Below are 19,055 nucleotides of genomic sequence, written 5' to 3'. Positions count from 1 at the left end.
ATTATTTAATTAAGAAATTGAACTTATCCATATTCTTAAGCGCAATACCTGTTCCGCGAACTACAGCTCTTAACGGATCTTCAGCAACAAATACAGGAAGACCTGTCTTTTTGTGGATTCTGTCCGCAAGACCTCTTAATAACGCTCCTCCTCCGGCAAGATAAATACCTGTTTTGTAAATATCAGCTGCCAGTTCCGGTGGTGTAAGAGAAAGGGTTTCCATTACGGCATCCTCGATTCTGATGATCGATTTGTCTAATGCACGCGCAATCTCTTTGTATCCAACCATAATTTCTTTAGGCTTACCTGTGATAAGGTCTCTACCTTGTACCGGGATGTCCTCGATATCTACATCAAGATCTTCTACTGCAGAACCTACTTCAATTTTGATTCTCTCAGCTGTTCTTTCCCCGATATAAAGGTTATGGTGAGTTCTTAAGTAATAAGCAATATCATTGGTAAATACGTCTCCTGCAATTTTCACAGATTTATCACATACGATACCTCCTAAAGCGACTACAGCAATTTCCGTAGTACCTCCGCCTATATCGATGATCATATTTCCTTCAGGCTTTTGTACGTCGATCCCTACTCCAATTGCCGCTGCCATTGGCTCATAAATAAGCCTTACTTCTTTTGCATTTACTTTCTGAGCAGAGTCTCTTACCGCTCTTTTTTCAACTTCAGTAATACCAGAAGGGATACAGATTACAATTCGTAATGCCGGTTGAATGAATTTACCTTTGATGCCAGGAATTTTTTTGATAAACTCCTTAATCATGTGTTCAGAAGCATGGAAATCAGCAATAACCCCATCTTTCAAAGGACGGATCGTTTTGATATCCTCGTGAGTTTTACCCTGCATATGTTTAGCCTGCTCTCCGACGGCAATCGGCTTACCCGATGAACGTTCAATTGCAACAATTGAAGGTTGATCTATAACAATTTTATTATTATGGATGATTAGGGTATTAGCAGTTCCAAGGTCTATCGCAATTTCTTGCGTAAACATATCAAATAAACTCATATTTTTCTTCTGATTTTAAGTTTACAAAGATATAAATTTAACACTACTAAAGAAATTTCCCACCAACTTAATTTGGTTAAAATTTTATTAAAATTTATAATTCTTTATTAACTTTCAGTTTAGAGGTTTACAGAGTTTGAGTTCAACTAAAATTCATGGCGTGTTAAAAGGGCTGAAAAGCGAAATAGCAAAAGGGGAAAAAGACTAAGAAAGCACAATCATGCGGGCAGAAATAAAACTTAAAAACAGGAACCGTTTTGATACAATATGCGATTTTGCCATTTTACAGTTTTGTCTTTTGCGGCATTCCCTTTTATAGTTTTTTACGATAATTATCATATACACTATCAGAGAATGATTAATTAAAAAAATTGTAAATTTGCCACTGCTTATGTTACAGTATTCCAACATTCATCAAACATCAAATTTCGCCGTGCTTTCAATAAGCTACGAGAAAGCCGATGTAGAAACAAGAGGAAAGTTTGCATTCTTTGATGAGAACATCAAAAACTTTGTTTCCAGGGTCCACCAGGAAGATCTTGGGGATGCATTTGTGGTTTCCACCTGTAACAGGACTGAAATCTATACCACTTCTCCCAATTATCTTTTAGTTGCTGAAGAATACTGCAAAACCATCGGGGTACAGCTTACAGATTTTCTTCAGTTTGCCAATATTCTTACGAAAGAGGAGGCACTGATTCATCTTTTCAGGGTAGCAGCCGGGCTTGAAAGCCAGATTATCGGGGATTTTGAAATCATCGGGCAGATTAAAAAAGCATACAACCGTTTCAAAAAAGAGAGACAGAATTCAAATCCTTATCTGGAGAGAGCCATCAATGCGGCTATTCAGATTTCGAAAAGAATAAAAAACGAAACCGGCATTTCCAATGGAGCGGCATCGGTTTCTTATGCGGCAGTTCATTATATTCTGAACAGCCAGAAAAGAATAGCTGAAAAAAACATTCTTCTTTTAGGGGTAGGCGAAATAGGACAGAATACGGTTGAGAATCTGGTAAAGCATGTTTATCAGCCGAAAATTAAAATTGCCAACAGAACTCAGGAGAAAGCTGAAAAGATTTCCCAGAAATATAATATTCCTCATGTTGATTATTCTGATTTTGATCAGGAATTAAAGAATACTGATATCCTTATTGTGGCAACAGGGGCCAAGCATCCTATTGTCAACCAGTCACATTTTCCGAACGGAAAAGAAACACTTGTTATAGATCTTTCCATCCCTCATAACGTTGAAAAGAATGTTACGGAAAATAAAAACGTAACACTGATTGATGTAGATGAACTTTCAAAACAGATCCAGGAAACCATTCAGCAGCGTGAAAAAGAAATCCCGAAAGCTGAAAAAATCATAAAGGAGCTGATGAAAGATTTCATTGAATGGGAGAAAAAGAGAAAGCTGGCACCTAATATTCATCATTTCAAAGCCGTTCTAAAGAACATGGAACGCAATGAAATGCATAATTTTTATAAAAAGAATAAATACATAAACATCACGGATATGGAACTTTCTGATAAAATGATCCAGAAAATCACCAACCGTTTTGCAAAATATATCATCGATAACCCTTTAAAAGCCGAAGAAATTAGTAAATTAATGCACGAAATATTAGTTGAACAACCAAACAACGAATTCAATGAAAAGCATTAGAATCGGAACGAGAAATTCCGCACTTGCACTTTGGCAGGCTAGAGAGGTTGCGAGGCACCTTCAGAACAATAATTATTTAACGGAAATTGTTCCTATCGTTTCTTCCGGCGATAAGAATCTTAATCAACCGCTCTATTCTTTGGGAATTACCGGGGTTTTTACAAGAGACCTTGATATTGCCTTATTGAATGACGAAATTGACATTGCCGTACATTCCTTAAAAGACGTTCCAACCCAATTGCCTCAGAATATCGAGATGATCGCTTACCTCGAAAGAGATTATCCTCAGGACATTCTGATCAGAAAAGAATCTGCGAGGAATAAAGAATTCCATGAGCTTAAACTGGCCACCAGCAGTTTGAGAAGAAGAGCTTTCTGGCTGAGAAATTATCCTACTGCTGAATTTTCGGATATCCGTGGAAATATTCAGACCAGGCTTCAAAAACTGGAGGAAGGAGATTTCGACGCAACGATTCTGTCTCTTGCAGGAATTAAAAGAATGAAAATGGAGATCGATTATGAGATGCTTCCATTAATGATTTCTGCTCCGTCACAAGGGGTTATTTCCGTAGCCGGACATACTGACAAACCGGAGATCAATGAAATTGTACGCCAGATCAATCACCAGCAGACTCAGATCTGTGTAGAAATTGAAAGAAACTTCCTAAGCACTTTAGAAGGAGGCTGCACTGCACCTATCGGAGCATTTGCAGAAATCATCGGCGATCAGATCCGCTTCAAAGCTGCACTTTGCTCCCTGGACGGGAAAAACTGCATTGCTGTAGATGAAAACTTTGTATATACTCCAACCGAGAATTTCGGGGAAAAGTATGCAAAAGTAGTTCTTGAAAACGGAGGAAAAGAATTAATGGCCGAAATCAAAAGCCAGATCTGATATTTCAGATTGTAGATTCTTACCTGTTCCTTTCATCTTCTTAATTTTACAGACATGAAAATCTTATTTACCAAAAATATAGACCCATCTATTATATCCAAAGAATTAGGAGAGGATATTTTGGTTGACTGTGTTGAGGTGATTAAGACCAATCCTATCATGATCAGTCCTTTTGATCTGAAAAATTACTCCCTGATTTTCACCAGCGTCAATGGGGTTATATCTTTTTTTAAAAACAGGTTTAGACCTAATGAGGATTTTACTGCAAAAAACTACAACAAAATCTATTGTGTAGGCGAAAAGACCAAAAGAGAGTTAAGAAAACATGGTTTTGGAACATTTAAGGTATTGAAAAATGCTGAAACGCTTTCCAGGTTTATTATCGGAAAATGCCAGCATGAACAGTTTCTTCATTTCTGCGGCAATCTTGCCATCAATGTTCTGGATAAAGAGCTTCCGTTACAAAATATTAAATACAGAAAAGTTACGATTTACAATACTGAGGAAATCAATCCTGTAATAACTGAAAAATATCATGCTGCGGTATTTTTTAGTCCGAGCGGAGTTCGTAGTTTTGCAAAGCGAAATTCGCTGGAAGGCATGAAGCTTTTTTCAATTGGAGAAACCACTTCCGGTGAGCTGAGAAATTATACGCAGGAAAAAATTTTTACTTCTGAAGAAAATACATTGACATCCATCTTTGCATTGATCAGAAAAGAAATCGGAAGTATAATTTAGAATATCCGTTACCGGATATTACCGGTAATATTAGTTAAAATAGATTATGATTAAAAACGACCTATATTTAAAAGCACTTCGCGGAGAAACCGTTGAAAGACCTCCTGTCTGGATGATGAGGCAGGCTGGAAGATATCTGCCGGAATTCATTGCTTTAAGAGATCAGTATGATTTCTTTACAAGATGCCAGACCCCTGAGCTTGCAGCTGAGATCACTTTACAGCCTATCCGCAGATTTCCTCTGGATGCCGCGATTCTGTTTTCTGATATCCTGGTAGTTCCACAGGCAATGGGAATTGATTTCAAAATGAAAGAATCCGTTGGACCATGGTTAGATACTCCTATCAGAACGATGGAACAGGTTCAGAATATTGAAACTCCGGATGTGAATGATACTTTAGGTTACGTTTTTGATGCTATTGAGCTTACTCTTCAGAAACTGGACAATGAGATTCCACTGATCGGTTTTGCGGGTTCTCCGTGGACCATTCTTTGCTACTGTGTAGAAGGAAAAGGAAGTAAAGCGTTTGATATTGCAAAATCTTTCTGTTTCCAGCAGCCTGAAGCAGCTCATTTATTACTGCAAAAAATTACCGATACTACGATTGCTTATTTAAAAAGAAAAGTAGAAAAAGGAGTTTCTGCAGTACAGGTTTTCGATTCCTGGGGAGGGATGCTTTCTCCTGCGGATTATCAGGAATTTTCATGGCAGTATATCAACCAGATTGTTGAAGCATTAAGCCCGCTTACCCATGTGGTAGTATTTGGGAAAGGATGCTGGTTTGCTTTGGAAGATATGACAATGTCTAAAGCTTCTGCACTGGGTGTAGACTGGACTATTAAACCGGAATTCGCAAGAACGCTGACCAATCATACAATGACTTTACAGGGGAATTTTGATCCTGCAAGACTTCATTCGACTCCTGAGACCATTAAAAAGATGGTGAATGAAATGATCAACCGTTTCGGAAAAGACAGATACATAGCGAACTTAGGTCATGGAATTCTTCCTAATGTTCCTGTAGAAAATGCTGAAGCATTCATCAGAGCTGTAGTAGACTGGAAACCGACTTTATAAGATTATTCTCTTAAAAAATATAATAGCCTTGTTATCCGTTAACAGGGCTTTTTTATTGTAATTAATTTTATTTATCTTTGATTATTAACACTTTAAATCACATCCTATGAAAAAACTAAACAAAGACAAAATGAAAAGCATTATGGCAGGAGGAGAAATCTGCCTTGAGTGTGCCATCGGATATTACCAGGTTATTATTGACGGGCATTGTTACTGCATTCCGATAGACTAATAAAAAAAGCAGCGTAACGGCTGCTTTTATTTATACTTGTATAATCATTGGTTAACTCAACATTCTCTGAGCTTTTTTAACTCCTTCTACTAAAATATCAATTTCTTCAAAAGTATTATAAACAGCGAAACTGGCTCTTACCGTCCCCGCAATATTAAAGAAATCCATAATAGGCTGTGTACAGTGATGCCCTGTTCTTACAGCAATCCCCATTTTATCAAGGATCATCCCTACATCAGAGGCAATCCCCACTCCTTCAAGATTAAAGGAAACAACCCCGGTTCTTTTTGCTTTTTCACCATAGATCTTAATACCCTCTAATTCCAAAAGCTGTCTCTGGGCATATTCCAATAAAGCATTCTCATGATTCTGGATATTGGTATGACCTACCCTGTTTATAAAGTCAACAGCGGCTCCTAAAGCAATATTTCCACCTACATTAGGTGTTCCCGCTTCATATTTAAATGGAAGCCCGGCATAAGTAGTTCCTTCGAAAGAACATGTCGCAATCATCTCTCCTCCTCCATGGAATGGGGGTAAAGCTTCCAGGATTTCACGCTTTCCATATAAAACACCTGTACCCATAGGAGCATACATTTTATGACCCGAGAATACAAAGAAATCACAATCCAGCTTCTGGACATCGATATTGAAATGCGGAGCAGACTGTGCCCCGTCAATAACAATATAGGCATCAGTATTTTTTCTTGTCTTTGCAATAATCTCCTCAACAGGGTTTACAATTCCCAACGCATTGGAAACCTGATTTACAGAAACAACCTTAGTTTTTTCACTTAGAAACTGATCAAAATAATTCATCTGAAGAATTCCATTTTCATCAATAGGAATCACCCGGAGTTTTGCTCCTGTCCTTTCACAAAGCATCTGCCATGGGACAATATTGGAATGGTGCTCCAGATATGAAATGATGATCTCGTCATCTTTCTGCAGTTTCTGTGTTAAAATATAAGCGATGAGGTTTAATCCTTCCGTAGTTCCTTTTGTAAAGATTACTTCAAAATCATGTTCAGCATTGATGAATTTCTGGATTTTTCTTCTTGAAAGCTCCATTTCTTCTGTAGCCAGCTGGCTCAGGGTATGAATTCCCCGGTGAACATTAGCATTAAGTTCTGTATAATATGCGTGACAGACTTCCAAAACTGAATTTGGCTTTTGAGATGTAGCTGCATTATCCAGATAAACCAGCGGTTTACCGTTCACTTCTCTGTCCAGTATAGAAAACTGGCTTCTTATTTCCTGAATGTCAAACATTTATTTATTTTTTAAATTAAAACGTTCTTATTTAGAACTCTTCAAATTTACGGCTTTTTTTCCGAAAGGAAGCATGAGGTTGGCAGCTGATCGTTATCAGTTGATAGAAATATTCGATGAGTTATAATGAAGAAAGTATATTAAAGAAAATAGTGAAGAGTAATAAATCTGAACTTTATAAGGTGATTCCAAAAAACAAAAAACCCGTCAACAACTGACGGGTTCTATATTGTTTAAATAAGCAATTCTTATTCTGCTGCCGCTTCTGCTGCTTCAGGAGCTGCTCCTTCTTCAGTTGCAACTTCTTCTTCATCTTCATCATCCATTGCAGCTGCACCTCCTTTCATTGCATTTCTAGACATCTTAACAGCAACTACTACTGCGTTGTCCGGGTGCATGAAAGAATATCCTTCTGTTTTGATACCACCGATGTAAAGTTTGTTACCGATTCTTAATGGAGTAACATCTACAACGATTTCGTCAGGTAGGTTAGCAGGGATAGCTTTTACTTTTAGTTTTCTGAAAGACTGACGTAAAACACCCCCAGCAACAACACCTTTAGAACGTCCTGTAATTCTTACCGGAACTTCCATGATAACTGGCTTATCGTCAGATAACTGATAGAAATCAGCGTGAAGAATTTTGTCTGTAATAGGGTGAAACTGGATGTCCTGAAGAACAGCCGGAATTGTTTTTCCGTCAACTTCAATAGATACCGTGTGTGCTTCAGGAGTGTATACTAGACCTTTGAAAGCTTTCTCTTCAGCAGAGAAGTTCAAAGGAGCTCCACCTCCATAAACAACACAAGGAACTAATTCAGCATCACGTAAAGCTTTTGTAGACTTTTTGCCCACGCTTTCTCTTTTTGTACCTTGAATTGTAATAGATTTCATTTATAAAAAATTTAAGAGTGCAAAGATATGTATTATTATTTAAATAAAGCAATATTTTAAAAAAAATCAGAATGGGTTTTTATTTTTTGTTACCTTTAGCCTTCAGTGCTTTATACACAATTATGAATAGAAATTTATGCAAGAAGGAATAAAGGAAAAACCAGCCGGCCAAAGAAAAGTTTCAATAGATATATTGAAAATAGTTATGGCTTTTTTAGTTGTCGGGCTGCATGGCAATAATTTTTTAGCGGATGTCAATCCGCTTTTGGCTTATTTTTTCCGGGAAGGAATAGGCCGTACCGCCGTTCCAATGTTTTTATTGATCAATGGTTTTTATTTTTTCGAAATCCAATCAAAAAAACAATTTTTCAATTTGATAAAAAGACTTCTTTTTCTCTACTTAATTTGGGTTTTTCTATATTATCCCTTATGGCATTCACCTGGGTCCAATATTTTGAAAATTGTAAAACAGTTATTAATCGGGCCTCTTCATTTATGGTACCTTATAGAATCCTTATTTGCATTTATCATGCTTTGGGCTATAAGAAGACTGAATTATAAAATAGTATTTTCAATATTCATTATATGTACCCTCTCAGGCATCTGTCTTCAATATATGGATATTTATAGCTTAAAAAAAATAACCATGACAGCGTACCGAAATTCTCTTTTCTTTTGCTTTCCTTTTATTTTTATAGGCTATAGTCTTAATAGGTTTTCATTTCAAGAAAAAAAAATGAAATGGAATATATTGTTTTTATTAAGTATTATTATACTAATCGTTGAGGTTTCCCTGAATTATGTATATGGAAAAGGAAGCTTTGATATACTTGTGAGTCTTTATTTCATTTGTCCGCTGTTATTCTTAATAGCTTTAAATATAAATACCTACTCAAACAAGAAAACATTAGCATTATATTCTACAGGTGTTTATTTAGTTCATTGGTATGTTCTTAAATCGCCTGTTTTAAACATTTTTAATTTACAGGGCACACCACGTATTATTTTTGTGTTTATCCTATCTTTAATCCTATCCTGGCTTTTAATTCAAGTAAAGAAAAAATTCAAATATATTTTATAAAAACCCCAACGATCAGTATTTTTTATCTAAATAATAAATTTATCACTGATTGACTGATGCTCATGAACGCTCTTCATCACATCTGCAAATAACGGAGCGCACGATAGCACTTTAATTTTAGATGACATATTATCTTTAACAGGAATTGAGTCAGTTACAATAACTTCCAGGATTTTTGAATTCTCAATATTATCATAAGCTTTTCCTGAAAGCACACCATGCGTTGCCATAGCTCTTACCGTTCTTGCTCCTTTTTCAATTAAGATATCTGCAGCCTTACAAAGTGTACCTGCAGTATCAATCATGTCATCAATAAGGATAACGTTTTTACCTGTAACATCACCGATAAGGAACATTTCTTCTACAACATTTGCTTTTTTTCTTTCTTTATAAGCAATTACCACTTCAGCACCTAAGTGACCGGCGTAGTTTTTAGCTCTTTTTGCACCTCCCATATCCGGAGAAGCAATGGTAAGATTATCAAGGTTCAGAGATTTGATATAATCTACGAAAATAGTGGAAGCATACAGATGATCTACCGGAATTTCGAAGAATCCCTGAATCTGATCTGCATGAAGATCCATTGTCATGATTCTTGTTGCACCTGCTGCAGTAAGAAGGTTCGCAACTAACTTTGCACCGATCGGCGCTCTTGGTTTGTCTTTTCTGTCCTGTCTGGCAAGTCCGAAGTAAGGAATTACTACGGTAATGCTCTTTGCAGAAGCTCTTTTTGCTGCATCAATCATTAGAAGAAGCTCCAAAAGATTGTCTGCAGGAGGGAATGTAGATCCAATCAGGAAAACTCTTCCTCCTCTTACAGATTCGTCCAGAACAGGCTCAAATTCCCCGTCGCTGAACTCCTGAAAGTTGATTTTTCCTAATTCTTTCCCATAATTCTGGGCAATTTTCTCTGCCAAGTCCCTGCTGGTTCTTGTACAAAATAGATAACTTAACTGATCGGCCATTTTTACTTTTTAAAAGATTTTGCAAATTTAAAAAAAAACCACAAGATTTACTCTTGTGGTTTCTAAGTTTTTATTTTATCAATTATTAAGGGAATTTAACTCCTGAATATTTGTTTGGATCTACCTGCGGAAGTGTAGAGTTGTATTTCGCATTGATAGACTTAATAAATTCATTAGCAACAATACCGTATCCACGCCCTGTCAGGTGAACTCCATCTAAAGAGAAAGCTCCTCCTGTTACAAATTTCGCAGTATACCTTACCCCGTCAAATAAAATTCCTGACTGGGCATTCAATTCCACCATCTTGGAATTCGCATCTACAAATGCAAGTCCATAAGAATCTGCAAGTGATTTTATGGAAGCATTATATGCATTTGTCGCTGTTTTCACATAACCTGCTTCTGTTTTTGTTAATACATGCTGGTTCTGTAGCGGGTAAGAAATTCCATAAACATTTACCGGAGCAGGAACTCCCGTCGCAGTACTTCCAATTACAGAACTTGTTGTAAGCAAAATATAATCATCCGCCGTTGCTTGTCTTGCCTGACCGAAGATCTGACCGAAAACCGTAGCTGTAGGCAGTCCTAAGGAAGGAGTAAGCGCAACTGTAAGCTGTGCCGATAAATCTGTAAGCGCAACATCTTTAATCAGAACCGGATTCGGACCTGTTGCAGAAAGTAAATTAATTCTATCCCCTGCACCAAAAGCGGTAAGTGCCTGCTTCAAAGGTCCGTACAGATTGGTATTAAGAGTTGTCAGATTTGATCCTAAAGCAGCAGGCGTCAAAGGGTTATATGGAACCGTCGTGAAAAAAGGGACGGAAGTAACTGAAGGAATGTTAGCAATAACACCTTTCGTTGTTCCCACACTTTTCAGACCGTCTAAGATTGCTTTAATAGACCCGGCAACAAGTGCAGGATCAGAAATATCATTTGATTTATACGTTGTAGGATTTGTATTTCCTGTCTGAACTGTAGCAGCGGTATAAGTTGTAACCCCTCCTACGGTCTGGGAATTTGTACCTCCATTGGTAGCATAAGACAGTACATCATTATTGCCTATCCAAAGAGAGAAGAACGTCGCTTTCTGAGCCATAGCATCAGCGAGTACACTGGTTGTAGCGGAAGAAGCAAATCTCACAAAATAAGGATTAGCTGTTCCTGTTGCAAGACCTGCCTGGCTACCATAGCCCGGAGCCACTAAGTGGAATGACTTTGCACCAGGTACTCCCATATTATTATAGGAACCACCACCGGATAAGATATCTAATGCCGCCGCAGGAGCGCTTGGAACCGGAGATAAGGAGCCGTTAACAACCTGAAGGGTTAGTTTTCCGGCAAATCCCGGAAGATTGTTGAAGCCCCCTACGTCATTAGGCATCAACGGTTGTTTAAAGTCTCCTCCACCCGCAAGCTTCATCTGTGCAGCAATCATACTTGGATAAGATTCATTCTGGCCGCTGCTGTAAAGGGCACCATCACGATATCCGGAAGTAAGGGAATTTCCCAGTGATATGTATTTTGTAAAATCAGCATCTCCTTTTGTTACCGGGATATCTCTCACATCCGTATCGAAATCCGTATTACAGCTTGTTACCGTAAAAAGAAGTGCAGAAACTGCAATTGTCGATATTATAATTTTTTTCATAGTCTTCTAAAATTAAAATGGATTATACGATAAACCTAGACCAAAGTAGAAAGCTGTTGCTTTAGATTGCCCGTTAAGTCCAATATTAGCATTGTTTACCTTTCTGTACTGAGGCATTGCATATCCTCCCGCAACATCAATTCCGAATTGTTTCAGTTTGAAACCTACCCCACCTGTAACCACATAAGTATCATATGAAGGGGTCTCCGGAATAAAGTTATCCGTAGTATAAGGCGCTTCATCATAATAAGCTCCCAAACGGCCGTAGATCATATTTGTGAACGCATATTGAGTTCCCAGTCTGAATGTTTTGGAGTTTTTGAAATTCTTAGGATTGGTAAGAATCGTCGGGTCTGACGGATTATTTCCGATAGGTGCATTATCAAAATCCAATGTCAGCTTGCTGTATCTCTCCCATCCATGATAGTTAAAGTCTGCAGAAACCTGCCATTTCGGTGTCACTTTATAGGTTAAACCAATGGTATATTCTTCAACCAACGGAAGTGTTGCGGAGAAGCCATCTTGTCCGGCTGCATTCAGCCTTAACTGATTATAAACAGATTGTGACGGGAACTGGAATGTAGCTGTTCCCTTTTTAGCTTTCATATCTACTGCAGAACGGTAAGCAATACTCACATCTAATTTCGGATCTGGTCTGAAATAAAAACCGAATCCATATCCGTGACCTGTTGCGTTATCATCATTAATATTAACCTTTCCGTCAAATTGGGTTACCGCTTTGTCCCAATCTACTTTTCCTCTTGCGTAGATATAGCTGGCACCAAAAGATACCCACGGAGCTAATTTCACGGAAACCATGGGTTGGAAGTAGTAACTCTTCAGCTCCATCTTCTGAACCAATTCTTTACCTTCCCAGTTTTCAGGCCATTTGATTGTACTTCCAAAAGGCGTTGTAAAACTGAAACCTACGGATAGATTCTCTATTGGTTTATAAGTAATCGCTGCATATATAGGAGTTCCTATAGGATTGTCTGTTTCTGCACTTTGCAAAGTATTGAAGTTTTGAAAAGTAACTTTATTACTTGCACCGAACCCTCCTGCCACTACACTCAGTCTGGAAGGGATAAATGACATACCCGCCGGGTTAAAGAATGTCACACTCGCGTCTTCGGCATGAGCACTAGTATGCGCCATTGCCAATTGTTTTACCCCCTGCAGGGAAACTCTGAAGCCTCCTGCGTAAGATAGAACTCCCGCCAATAAAGCAGTTGATACTAATATTTTTTTCATAGACTATTATTATATAATCCAAATATAAAATTATTTTGAATACGTCTGTTAATATTTGCCAATATTTTAAACAATATCCTAAAAGAAAACTATGTTTAAAATAATATCTTCAAAGAAATAAAAGATAAAACATTCATTATTAAAGAATTAATACAATACAAACTCTATTTTGATTTAATTGTTTAATTTTAAACAAATGTTTAACACTAACACTGCAGTGCTTAAAAACCTGAACGGAAGAACAAAATGATAATAAATGTTAAATTAAACAGCAATTGAAAAAAATAATGAATTTAACATCTGTATCTTATTTCTGTAATAACAGCCTTTCTCGGCCTCCAGCATTCATTCTTACTTAAAATACAGAAATGTTTTAACCTGAATTCAGGTTATTTGAGTATTTTAGAATCGCATAAAGATAAAAATACATAAATTTGCAGATTATAAATAATAGTAATATGAGTTGTGGATGTAAAACATCCGGCGATTCTGCACATTCTTGCGGCCCTAAAAAAACCGCAAATGGCTGTGAAAATGTAAATACCTGCGGGAATAGTTATAAATTAAGTGTTTTTGACTGGCTTTCTAACATCAACAATCCGGCACCAAACAGGTGTGATTTTGTAGAAGTTAGATTTAAAAATGACAGAAAATCGTTTTATAAGAATGTAAATAATATTCCTTTACATATCGGTAGTGTAGTTACAGTAGAATCAAGTCCGGGACACGATGTAGGCGTAGTAAGCCTTACGGGAGAATTAGTAAAGATTCAGATGAAAAAGAAAAAGTTTTCTGAAGAATCGGCACTTAAAATATACAGACAGGCCAACCAAAAAGATCTTGAGGTATGGCAGGAAGCAAGAAAAAAAGAAGACGGCGTAAAGCTTGAAGCAAGAAAAATTGCCCAGAGATTAGGCCTTGAAATGAAAGTTACTGATGTGGAATATCAGGGTGATGCTTCAAAAATCACCTTTTATTACACCGCAGATAACCGAGTGGATTTCAGACAGTTAATTAAAGATTACGCCGGAGCTTTCCGTACTAAAATCGACATGAAACAAATCGGTTTCAGACAGGAGGCTGCCAAAGTGGGCGGAATCGGATCTTGCGGGCGTGAACTTTGCTGCTCTACATGGCTTACAGATTTCAGATCTGTAAACACCAATGTGGCAAGGTATCAGCAATTAAGTATCAATCCCCAGAAACTGGCCGGACAGTGTGGTAAGCTTAAATGCTGCCTGAACTATGAACTGGACAGCTATCTGGATGCACTCAGCAACTTCCCTTCTTCTTCAACAACGTTGGAAACTGAAAAAGGAAAAGCATTCTGTATTAAAATCGATGTTTTCAAAAAGAAAATGTGGTTTGCTTATGTAGACAGCTCTATCGCATGGTATGATTTCGATATTGATCTTGTTAAAAAGCTGATTTCAAAAAACAAAAGAGGAGAGAAAACACTTCCTCTTGAAGATCTGAAACAGCCGGAAACTTCTATCCATACCATTGATCTGATCCAGGAAAACAATGTGGATCGTTTTGAAAAGAAGAACAGAGGAAACAGGAACAGAAACAACCAGAATAAGCAGAATAACAATCAACAGGGTCAGGGACAAAAAAGAAACAGACCGGAGAAACAGGAAAGACCGGAAAGGACTCAAAAAACCGAAAACCCAAATGCTCATTCAGCCCATCAGCCTAAGCCTCAGAAGCAGCAACCACAGCAAAAAGCCCCTGTGGAAAAAGCAGTGAGTAATGGTAATGCTGATACTGATAAAAAGCCGCAGAGCAATAACCCCAAAAAGAAATTCAAAAAGAAATACCCTCCAAAAAAAGACAATAATGCGTAAAATTTTAGGATTACTTTCATTTATCCTTTTCTTTAGCTGTAACTCTTCCTCTGGAGGAGATGTTATGATGAACTCCGTTGATAACAAGTGGAATAAGAAAAGTGAGCAAAAATTTAATCTTGAAATTTCAGATCCGCAGAATCCTAAAAATATTATATTTGTTGTAAGAAATAACAACAGTTATCCTTACAGTAATATAAGATTTATAGTGAATTTCACCAATCTTCAGAACAAAAAAAAGGAGACAGACACCCTGAATTATGTACTGGCAAAACCAAACGGAGAATGGCTTGGTACAGGGTTTGGTGATACGAAGGAAACTTTGTTTCAGTATAAATTAAATTATAAATTTCCGGGAAAAGGAAAATACGAAATCGGTTTAATTCAGGCGATGAGAAACGACAACCTTCCTGGAATTGAGGACATTGGTGTAAAAATAGAAACGGCTAAACCGTAACCATAAATGGAAGAGAACAAAAAAAATGCAGGAAATAAGGGGAAAACATTTCCTCTGCCTCCCAAGAAAAAGAAAGATACCTCCTGGAGAAAATGGGTTTCATTTATCTGGATCGGACTCATTGCAGTAGTTCTGGGAATTTCAGGGCTTTTCTTTTCAGTTTCTCAAGGATTCCTTGGGGAAATGCCTGATGTAAAAGAACTTGAAAACCCCGATATCTTTGTTGCTTCTGAGATCATTTCTTCAGACGGAGTAACCCTGGGTAAATTCGAAAAGGAAAAAACCCAGCCGATTGTTTATAAGGACCTTCCTCCTTATCTTATTTATGCCCTTCAGGCTAAAGAAGATGAGCGTTTCAAAGAACATTCAGGAATCGACTTATATTCTGTTGCCAGAGCCGTGGCTTATGGTGGTGGACGTGGTGGAGGTTCTACCATTACGCAGCAGCTTGCCAAACTTCTTTTTACAGGAAATGCTTCCCAGAATAAAATTCAGAGAGCATTCCAGAAACTGAAAGAATGGGTTGTAGCGGTAAGTCTTGAAAAAAGGTATACCAAAGAAGAGATTATCACTCTTTATTTCAATAAGTTTGATTTCCTTTTCAATGCCAATGGTATTGAAATGGCTTCCAGAGTTTACTTTAACAAGAAAACCTCTGAACTTACATTACCTGAAGCGGCAACATTTGTAGCCATGCTTGAAAACCCAAGAAAAAACAATCCTTACAGATACCCTGAAAAGGCAAAAGAAAGAAGAAATGTAGTGTTGGACCAGATGCAGAAAACCGGATATATTGATGCTGCAACTTACGAAAAGGCAGCCAATACACCGATTGAGGTGGATTTTCACCCGATCAAAAGCATCACTGACGGATACTCTGCTTATTATAAATTTTACCTGAGAAAAGAGATTGATAAATATCTTGAAACTCACGAAAAAGAAACCGGAAAGAAACTGAATCTTTACAAAGACGGTTTAAAAATATATGTGACCCTTGATTCTAAAATGCAGAAGTATGCTGAGGAAGCCATCAAGGAACATTTAACAGATCTTCAAAAGAGATTTGACGCAGAACAAAGAGGAAGAAAAAACAGACCTTTCTACTACCTTACTGACAAGCAGATTAATGATGTAATGGTTCAGGCAATGAAAAGAACCGGCCGTTATAAGCTTTTGAAAGCTGACGGAATGCCTGAAGATTCTATCATGATGGAATTCAAGAAGCCTATTAAAACTTCACGATTCACCTGGAACGGAGAAGAAGAAGTTGAAATGTCTCCATGGGATTCTATCAGATATCACAAGCAAATTGCACAGGCAGGTCTGATGTCTATGGTTCCGGGAACCGGAGAGATCAAAGCCTGGGTAGGGGGTATAGACTGGCAGCACTTCCAATATGACCACATCAAGCAAGGTAAGAGACAGGTAGGATCTACCTTTAAGCCTTTCGTATATGCTACTGCTATTATGAAACTGGGAATGACACCTTGTTCGGCTGTTTCTAACGGAACTTATGATCATAACGGATGGCATGTACCGGGAAGAGGAGGAATGCTTACATTAAAAGATGCATTGGCACACTCTCAAAACCCTGTTGCAGCAAGACTTATTGAAATGACAGGAGTAGACGCCGTAATCCAGACTGCAAGAGATCTGGGAGTAACGGAAGATATTCCAAGAAACAATACAATCGCTTTAGGTTCATCAGACATTACGATTTACGAAATGTTAGGTGCTTACAGTACTTTTGCCAACTATGGTAACTACAACAAACCGGAGATGATCTGGAGAATTGAAGATGCCAACGGTAGAGTTATCAAGGAAGTAAACGTAGAACCTAAGGAAGTAATGAATCCAATGTATGCCTACACCATGATTGAACTGATGAAAGGTGTTGCGCAATACGGAACCGCTTCCGGAGAGCTTGGAAGAAGAGGAATCTCAAAAGCCGTGGAAATTGCTGCCAAAACAGGAACCACACAGAACAACTCCGATGGATGGTTTATGGGGATCACACCAAAACTGGCAACCGGAGCATGGGTTGGATGGGAAGACAGAGCAACTCACTTCTTTGGAACAGGAGAAGGTCAGGGTGCGAGGATGGCATTACCGATCTGGGCAATTTTCATGAAGAAAGTATGGGCAGACAAGAGCTTAGGCGTTACTCCTGATGATAAGTTTGTTAAACCTTCAGACTGGAAAGACGGCTGTTCAAACCTTAAAGGCCTTGGAGGAGGATATGGAGACGATGGAAGTCTTCAGACTATCGATGAGATTAAAAACCCAAGACCGGTAGATCCTACACCTAAAAAACCAGCAGAGAAGAAAGAGGATAACATCAATGAAAATCTTCATACCAATGATGAAGTAGATTTCAATAAATAAATTCTCTTTTAGAAATATATAAGACCTTTCAATAATTTGGAAGGTCTTTTCTTTTATAATTAATACCTTTGAAAGATGAATATCGAACGTATCAGACAGCCATTTATTGAGAGTTTTCCCGGGGATTTCTCCAACAACCCTATGCAAAGAAATACCCCAAAGGTTTTGTTTGCCACCATTCGTCCTGCCGGCTTTAACAAGCCTGAACTGATCGCTTTTAATGAAGCCTTATCAGAAGAAATCGGTTTGGGAAAATATGAAGATAAAGACCTGGACTTTCTGGTTGGAAATAACCTTCCGGAAAACGTTCAAACCTATGCTACCGCTTATGCCGGCCATCAGTTCGGAAACTGGGCAGGGCAGCTTGGTGATGGAAGAGCTATTCTGGCAGGGGAGATAACTAATGAAAAAGGGAAAAAGACAGAAATCCAATGGAAAGGGGCAGGAGCCACACCCTACTCCAGACATGCCGATGGAAGAGCCGTATTACGATCTTCTGTTCGTGAATACCTGATGAGTGAGGCCATGTATCATCTTGGTGTTCCTACTACAAGAGCACTCAGTCTCGCCTTTACCGGAGAAGATGTAATGCGTGACATTATGTATAACGGAAATCCGAAATTAGAAAAAGGTGCAGTAGTGATCAGAACCGCTGAAAGCTTTTTACGTTTCGGTCATTTTGAACTGATGTCTGCCCAAAGAGAATACAATAGCCTTCAGGAGCTTGCTGACTTTACCATTGAAAATTATTACCCGGAAATTACATCCGCTGACAGTAAGAAATACAAAGACTTTTTTGAAAGGATCTGCACCCGGACTGCTGATTTAATGGTTGAATGGTTCAGGGTAGGTTTCGTGCATGGGGTTATGAATACAGACAATATGTCAGCGCTGGGATTAACTATTGATTACGGACCCTATTCCATGATGGATGAATATGATTTGAATTTCACACCTAATACAACTGACCTTCCAGGAAGAAGATATGCATTCGGAAAACAGGGACAGATCGCTCAATGGAATCTTTGGCAGCTGGCCAACGCCCTCCATCCTTTGATTAAAGATGAAAAATTTTTAGAAGATACTTTAAATAATTTCGGCACCTATTTCTGGAATGCTCATGACAGGATGCTCTGTAAAAAATTCGGTTTTGATCAGCTTCAGAAAGATGATGAGGAGTTTTTCACCAACTGGCAGGGATTAATGCAGGAACTCCAGCTGGATTACACCTTATTTTTCAATCAACTGGAAAAAATAAACCAAATCACTAATATAACAGAACATTTTAAAGATATCTCTTATACTATTCTGGATGAAGAAAAGGTAGCGAAACTCGAACATTTTATCAGTAATTATGAAACCAGAATAGCACTGAACTCCATTTCAAGAGAAGCCTCTTTGGCAATGATGGAAAAATCAAATCCGAAATTTATTCTGCGGAATTATCTTCTTTATGAATGCATTGAAGAGATCAGCAATGGTAAAAAAGATATGCTGGAAAAACTTACCAAAGCCCTTGAAAATCCGTACCTGGAATTATATCCTGAATTTTCTGTCAAAAGGCCATCCGGATATGATGATATTGCGGGATGTTCTACACTTTCGTGTAGCTCATAATTA

The 19,055-nt window shown here is 38.0% G+C and carries 16 protein-coding genes; 10 read left to right on the top strand and 6 right to left on the bottom strand.

Annotated elements, in window-relative coordinates; genetic code table 11:
* Window position 1: 1 nt before the first annotated feature.
* The gene (locus ACR1PO_RS10190; protein ID WP_002982450.1) at window positions 2-1,027 is read right to left on the bottom strand and encodes a rod shape-determining protein; all 1,026 of its coding nucleotides are present in this window, start codon (window positions 1,025-1,027) and stop codon (window positions 2-4) included.
* Window positions 1,028-1,418: 391 nt separating this feature from the next.
* Here ACR1PO_RS10190 and hemA point away from each other — a divergent pair, with 391 nt between their 5' ends.
* From hemA to ACR1PO_RS10165, 5 genes are all read left to right on the top strand, one after another.
* Window positions 1,419-2,693: a glutamyl-tRNA reductase gene (gene hemA / locus ACR1PO_RS10185; RefSeq protein ID WP_131437104.1), complete on the top strand. Its 1,275-nt coding sequence runs from the start codon at window positions 1,419-1,421 to the stop codon at window positions 2,691-2,693.
* Window positions 2,680-3,588: a hydroxymethylbilane synthase gene (gene hemC, locus ACR1PO_RS10180; RefSeq protein WP_433986686.1), complete on the top strand. Its 909-nt coding sequence runs from the start codon at window positions 2,680-2,682 to the stop codon at window positions 3,586-3,588. Before hemA ends, hemC begins: the two co-directional genes overlap by 14 nt.
* Before the next feature lie 54 nt (window positions 3,589-3,642).
* On the top strand, window positions 3,643-4,326 hold the full coding sequence (locus ACR1PO_RS10175) for a uroporphyrinogen-III synthase (RefSeq protein WP_433986685.1): 684 nt from the start codon (window positions 3,643-3,645) through the stop codon (window positions 4,324-4,326).
* A gap of 46 nt (window positions 4,327-4,372) precedes the next feature.
* Window positions 4,373-5,404, top strand: a complete 1,032-nt coding sequence (gene hemE / locus ACR1PO_RS10170) for a uroporphyrinogen decarboxylase (RefSeq protein ID WP_332388631.1) — start codon at window positions 4,373-4,375, stop codon at window positions 5,402-5,404.
* A 106-nt stretch (window positions 5,405-5,510) separates the two neighbouring features.
* Window positions 5,511-5,636, top strand: coding sequence for a GNAT family acetyltransferase (locus ACR1PO_RS10165; protein ID WP_433986684.1), 126 nt, complete (start codon window positions 5,511-5,513; stop codon window positions 5,634-5,636).
* A 51-nt stretch (window positions 5,637-5,687) separates the two neighbouring features.
* Here the strand turns inward: ACR1PO_RS10165 and ACR1PO_RS10160 are convergent, their stop codons facing one another.
* A complete protein-coding gene (locus ACR1PO_RS10160) occupies window positions 5,688-6,908 on the bottom strand; it encodes an aminotransferase class V-fold PLP-dependent enzyme (RefSeq protein WP_433986683.1) in 1,221 nt (406 codons plus the stop codon).
* A gap of 248 nt (window positions 6,909-7,156) precedes the next feature.
* The gene (locus ACR1PO_RS10155; protein ID WP_131437093.1) at window positions 7,157-7,801 is read right to left on the bottom strand and encodes a 50S ribosomal protein L25/general stress protein Ctc; all 645 of its coding nucleotides are present in this window, start codon (window positions 7,799-7,801) and stop codon (window positions 7,157-7,159) included.
* Between the two features lie 136 nt (window positions 7,802-7,937).
* Between ACR1PO_RS10155 and ACR1PO_RS10150 the strand changes: the two genes are divergently transcribed.
* Complete coding sequence (locus ACR1PO_RS10150) at window positions 7,938-8,882, top strand: acyltransferase family protein (RefSeq protein ID WP_433986682.1); 945 nt, start codon at window positions 7,938-7,940, stop codon at window positions 8,880-8,882.
* A 26-nt stretch (window positions 8,883-8,908) separates the two neighbouring features.
* On the opposite strand, the gene ACR1PO_RS10145 is transcribed toward ACR1PO_RS10150, so the two are convergent.
* From ACR1PO_RS10145 to ACR1PO_RS10135, 3 genes are all read right to left on the bottom strand, one after another.
* Window positions 8,909-9,847 carry a ribose-phosphate pyrophosphokinase gene (locus ACR1PO_RS10145; RefSeq protein WP_374463083.1) on the bottom strand — a complete coding sequence of 313 codons (939 nt, stop codon included), beginning with the start codon at window positions 9,845-9,847 and terminating at the stop codon, window positions 8,909-8,911.
* Window positions 9,848-9,932: 85 nt separating this feature from the next.
* Entirely contained in the window at window positions 9,933-11,495 is a 1,563-nt protein-coding gene (locus tag ACR1PO_RS10140; RefSeq protein WP_433986681.1) for an SGNH/GDSL hydrolase family protein, read from the bottom strand.
* 12 nt (window positions 11,496-11,507) lie between these two features.
* The gene (locus tag ACR1PO_RS10135) at window positions 11,508-12,746 is read right to left on the bottom strand and encodes an OmpP1/FadL family transporter (RefSeq protein ID WP_433986680.1); all 1,239 of its coding nucleotides are present in this window, start codon (window positions 12,744-12,746) and stop codon (window positions 11,508-11,510) included.
* Between the two features lie 458 nt (window positions 12,747-13,204).
* Here ACR1PO_RS10135 and ACR1PO_RS10130 point away from each other — a divergent pair, with 458 nt between their 5' ends.
* The 4 genes from ACR1PO_RS10130 (at window position 13,205) to ACR1PO_RS10115 (ending at window position 19,052) form a co-directional block, all read left to right on the top strand.
* Window positions 13,205-14,593 carry a PSP1 domain-containing protein gene (locus tag ACR1PO_RS10130; protein ID WP_433986679.1) on the top strand — a complete coding sequence of 463 codons (1,389 nt, stop codon included), beginning with the start codon at window positions 13,205-13,207 and terminating at the stop codon, window positions 14,591-14,593.
* The gene (locus ACR1PO_RS10125; protein ID WP_433986678.1) at window positions 14,586-15,050 is read left to right on the top strand and encodes a gliding motility lipoprotein GldH; all 465 of its coding nucleotides are present in this window, start codon (window positions 14,586-14,588) and stop codon (window positions 15,048-15,050) included. Before ACR1PO_RS10130 ends, ACR1PO_RS10125 begins: the two co-directional genes overlap by 8 nt.
* 6 nt (window positions 15,051-15,056) lie before the next feature.
* Complete coding sequence (locus tag ACR1PO_RS10120; protein WP_433986677.1) at window positions 15,057-17,435, top strand: transglycosylase domain-containing protein; 2,379 nt, start codon at window positions 15,057-15,059, stop codon at window positions 17,433-17,435.
* 75 nt (window positions 17,436-17,510) lie between these two features.
* Window positions 17,511-19,052: a protein adenylyltransferase SelO gene (locus tag ACR1PO_RS10115; protein WP_433986676.1), complete on the top strand. Its 1,542-nt coding sequence runs from the start codon at window positions 17,511-17,513 to the stop codon at window positions 19,050-19,052.
* Window positions 19,053-19,055: the final 3 nt, after the last annotated feature.

The organism is Chryseobacterium amylolyticum (assembly GCF_051011775.1).
Taxonomy (GTDB): domain Bacteria; phylum Bacteroidota; class Bacteroidia; order Flavobacteriales; family Weeksellaceae; genus Chryseobacterium.
This window is presented reverse-complemented; position numbering and strand designations above follow the sequence as displayed.

Coding starts and splice junctions, on each gene's coding strand:
- ACR1PO_RS10190 (WP_002982450.1), bottom strand. CDS start 1,027: ATGAGTTTATTTGATATGTTTACGCAAGAAATTGCGATAGACCTTGGA.
- hemA (WP_131437104.1), top strand. CDS start 1,419: ATGTTACAGTATTCCAACATTCATCAAACATCAAATTTCGCCGTGCTT.
- hemC (WP_433986686.1), top strand. CDS start 2,680: ATGAAAAGCATTAGAATCGGAACGAGAAATTCCGCACTTGCACTTTGG.
- ACR1PO_RS10175 (WP_433986685.1), top strand. CDS start 3,643: ATGAAAATCTTATTTACCAAAAATATAGACCCATCTATTATATCCAAA.
- hemE (WP_332388631.1), top strand. CDS start 4,373: ATGATTAAAAACGACCTATATTTAAAAGCACTTCGCGGAGAAACCGTT.
- ACR1PO_RS10165 (WP_433986684.1), top strand. CDS start 5,511: ATGAAAAAACTAAACAAAGACAAAATGAAAAGCATTATGGCAGGAGGA.
- ACR1PO_RS10160 (WP_433986683.1), bottom strand. CDS start 6,908: ATGTTTGACATTCAGGAAATAAGAAGCCAGTTTTCTATACTGGACAGA.
- ACR1PO_RS10155 (WP_131437093.1), bottom strand. CDS start 7,801: ATGAAATCTATTACAATTCAAGGTACAAAAAGAGAAAGCGTGGGCAAA.
- ACR1PO_RS10150 (WP_433986682.1), top strand. CDS start 7,938: ATGCAAGAAGGAATAAAGGAAAAACCAGCCGGCCAAAGAAAAGTTTCA.
- ACR1PO_RS10145 (WP_374463083.1), bottom strand. CDS start 9,847: ATGGCCGATCAGTTAAGTTATCTATTTTGTACAAGAACCAGCAGGGAC.
- ACR1PO_RS10140 (WP_433986681.1), bottom strand. CDS start 11,495: ATGAAAAAAATTATAATATCGACAATTGCAGTTTCTGCACTTCTTTTT.
- ACR1PO_RS10135 (WP_433986680.1), bottom strand. CDS start 12,746: ATGAAAAAAATATTAGTATCAACTGCTTTATTGGCGGGAGTTCTATCT.
- ACR1PO_RS10130 (WP_433986679.1), top strand. CDS start 13,205: ATGAGTTGTGGATGTAAAACATCCGGCGATTCTGCACATTCTTGCGGC.
- ACR1PO_RS10125 (WP_433986678.1), top strand. CDS start 14,586: ATGCGTAAAATTTTAGGATTACTTTCATTTATCCTTTTCTTTAGCTGT.
- ACR1PO_RS10120 (WP_433986677.1), top strand. CDS start 15,057: ATGGAAGAGAACAAAAAAAATGCAGGAAATAAGGGGAAAACATTTCCT.
- ACR1PO_RS10115 (WP_433986676.1), top strand. CDS start 17,511: ATGAATATCGAACGTATCAGACAGCCATTTATTGAGAGTTTTCCCGGG.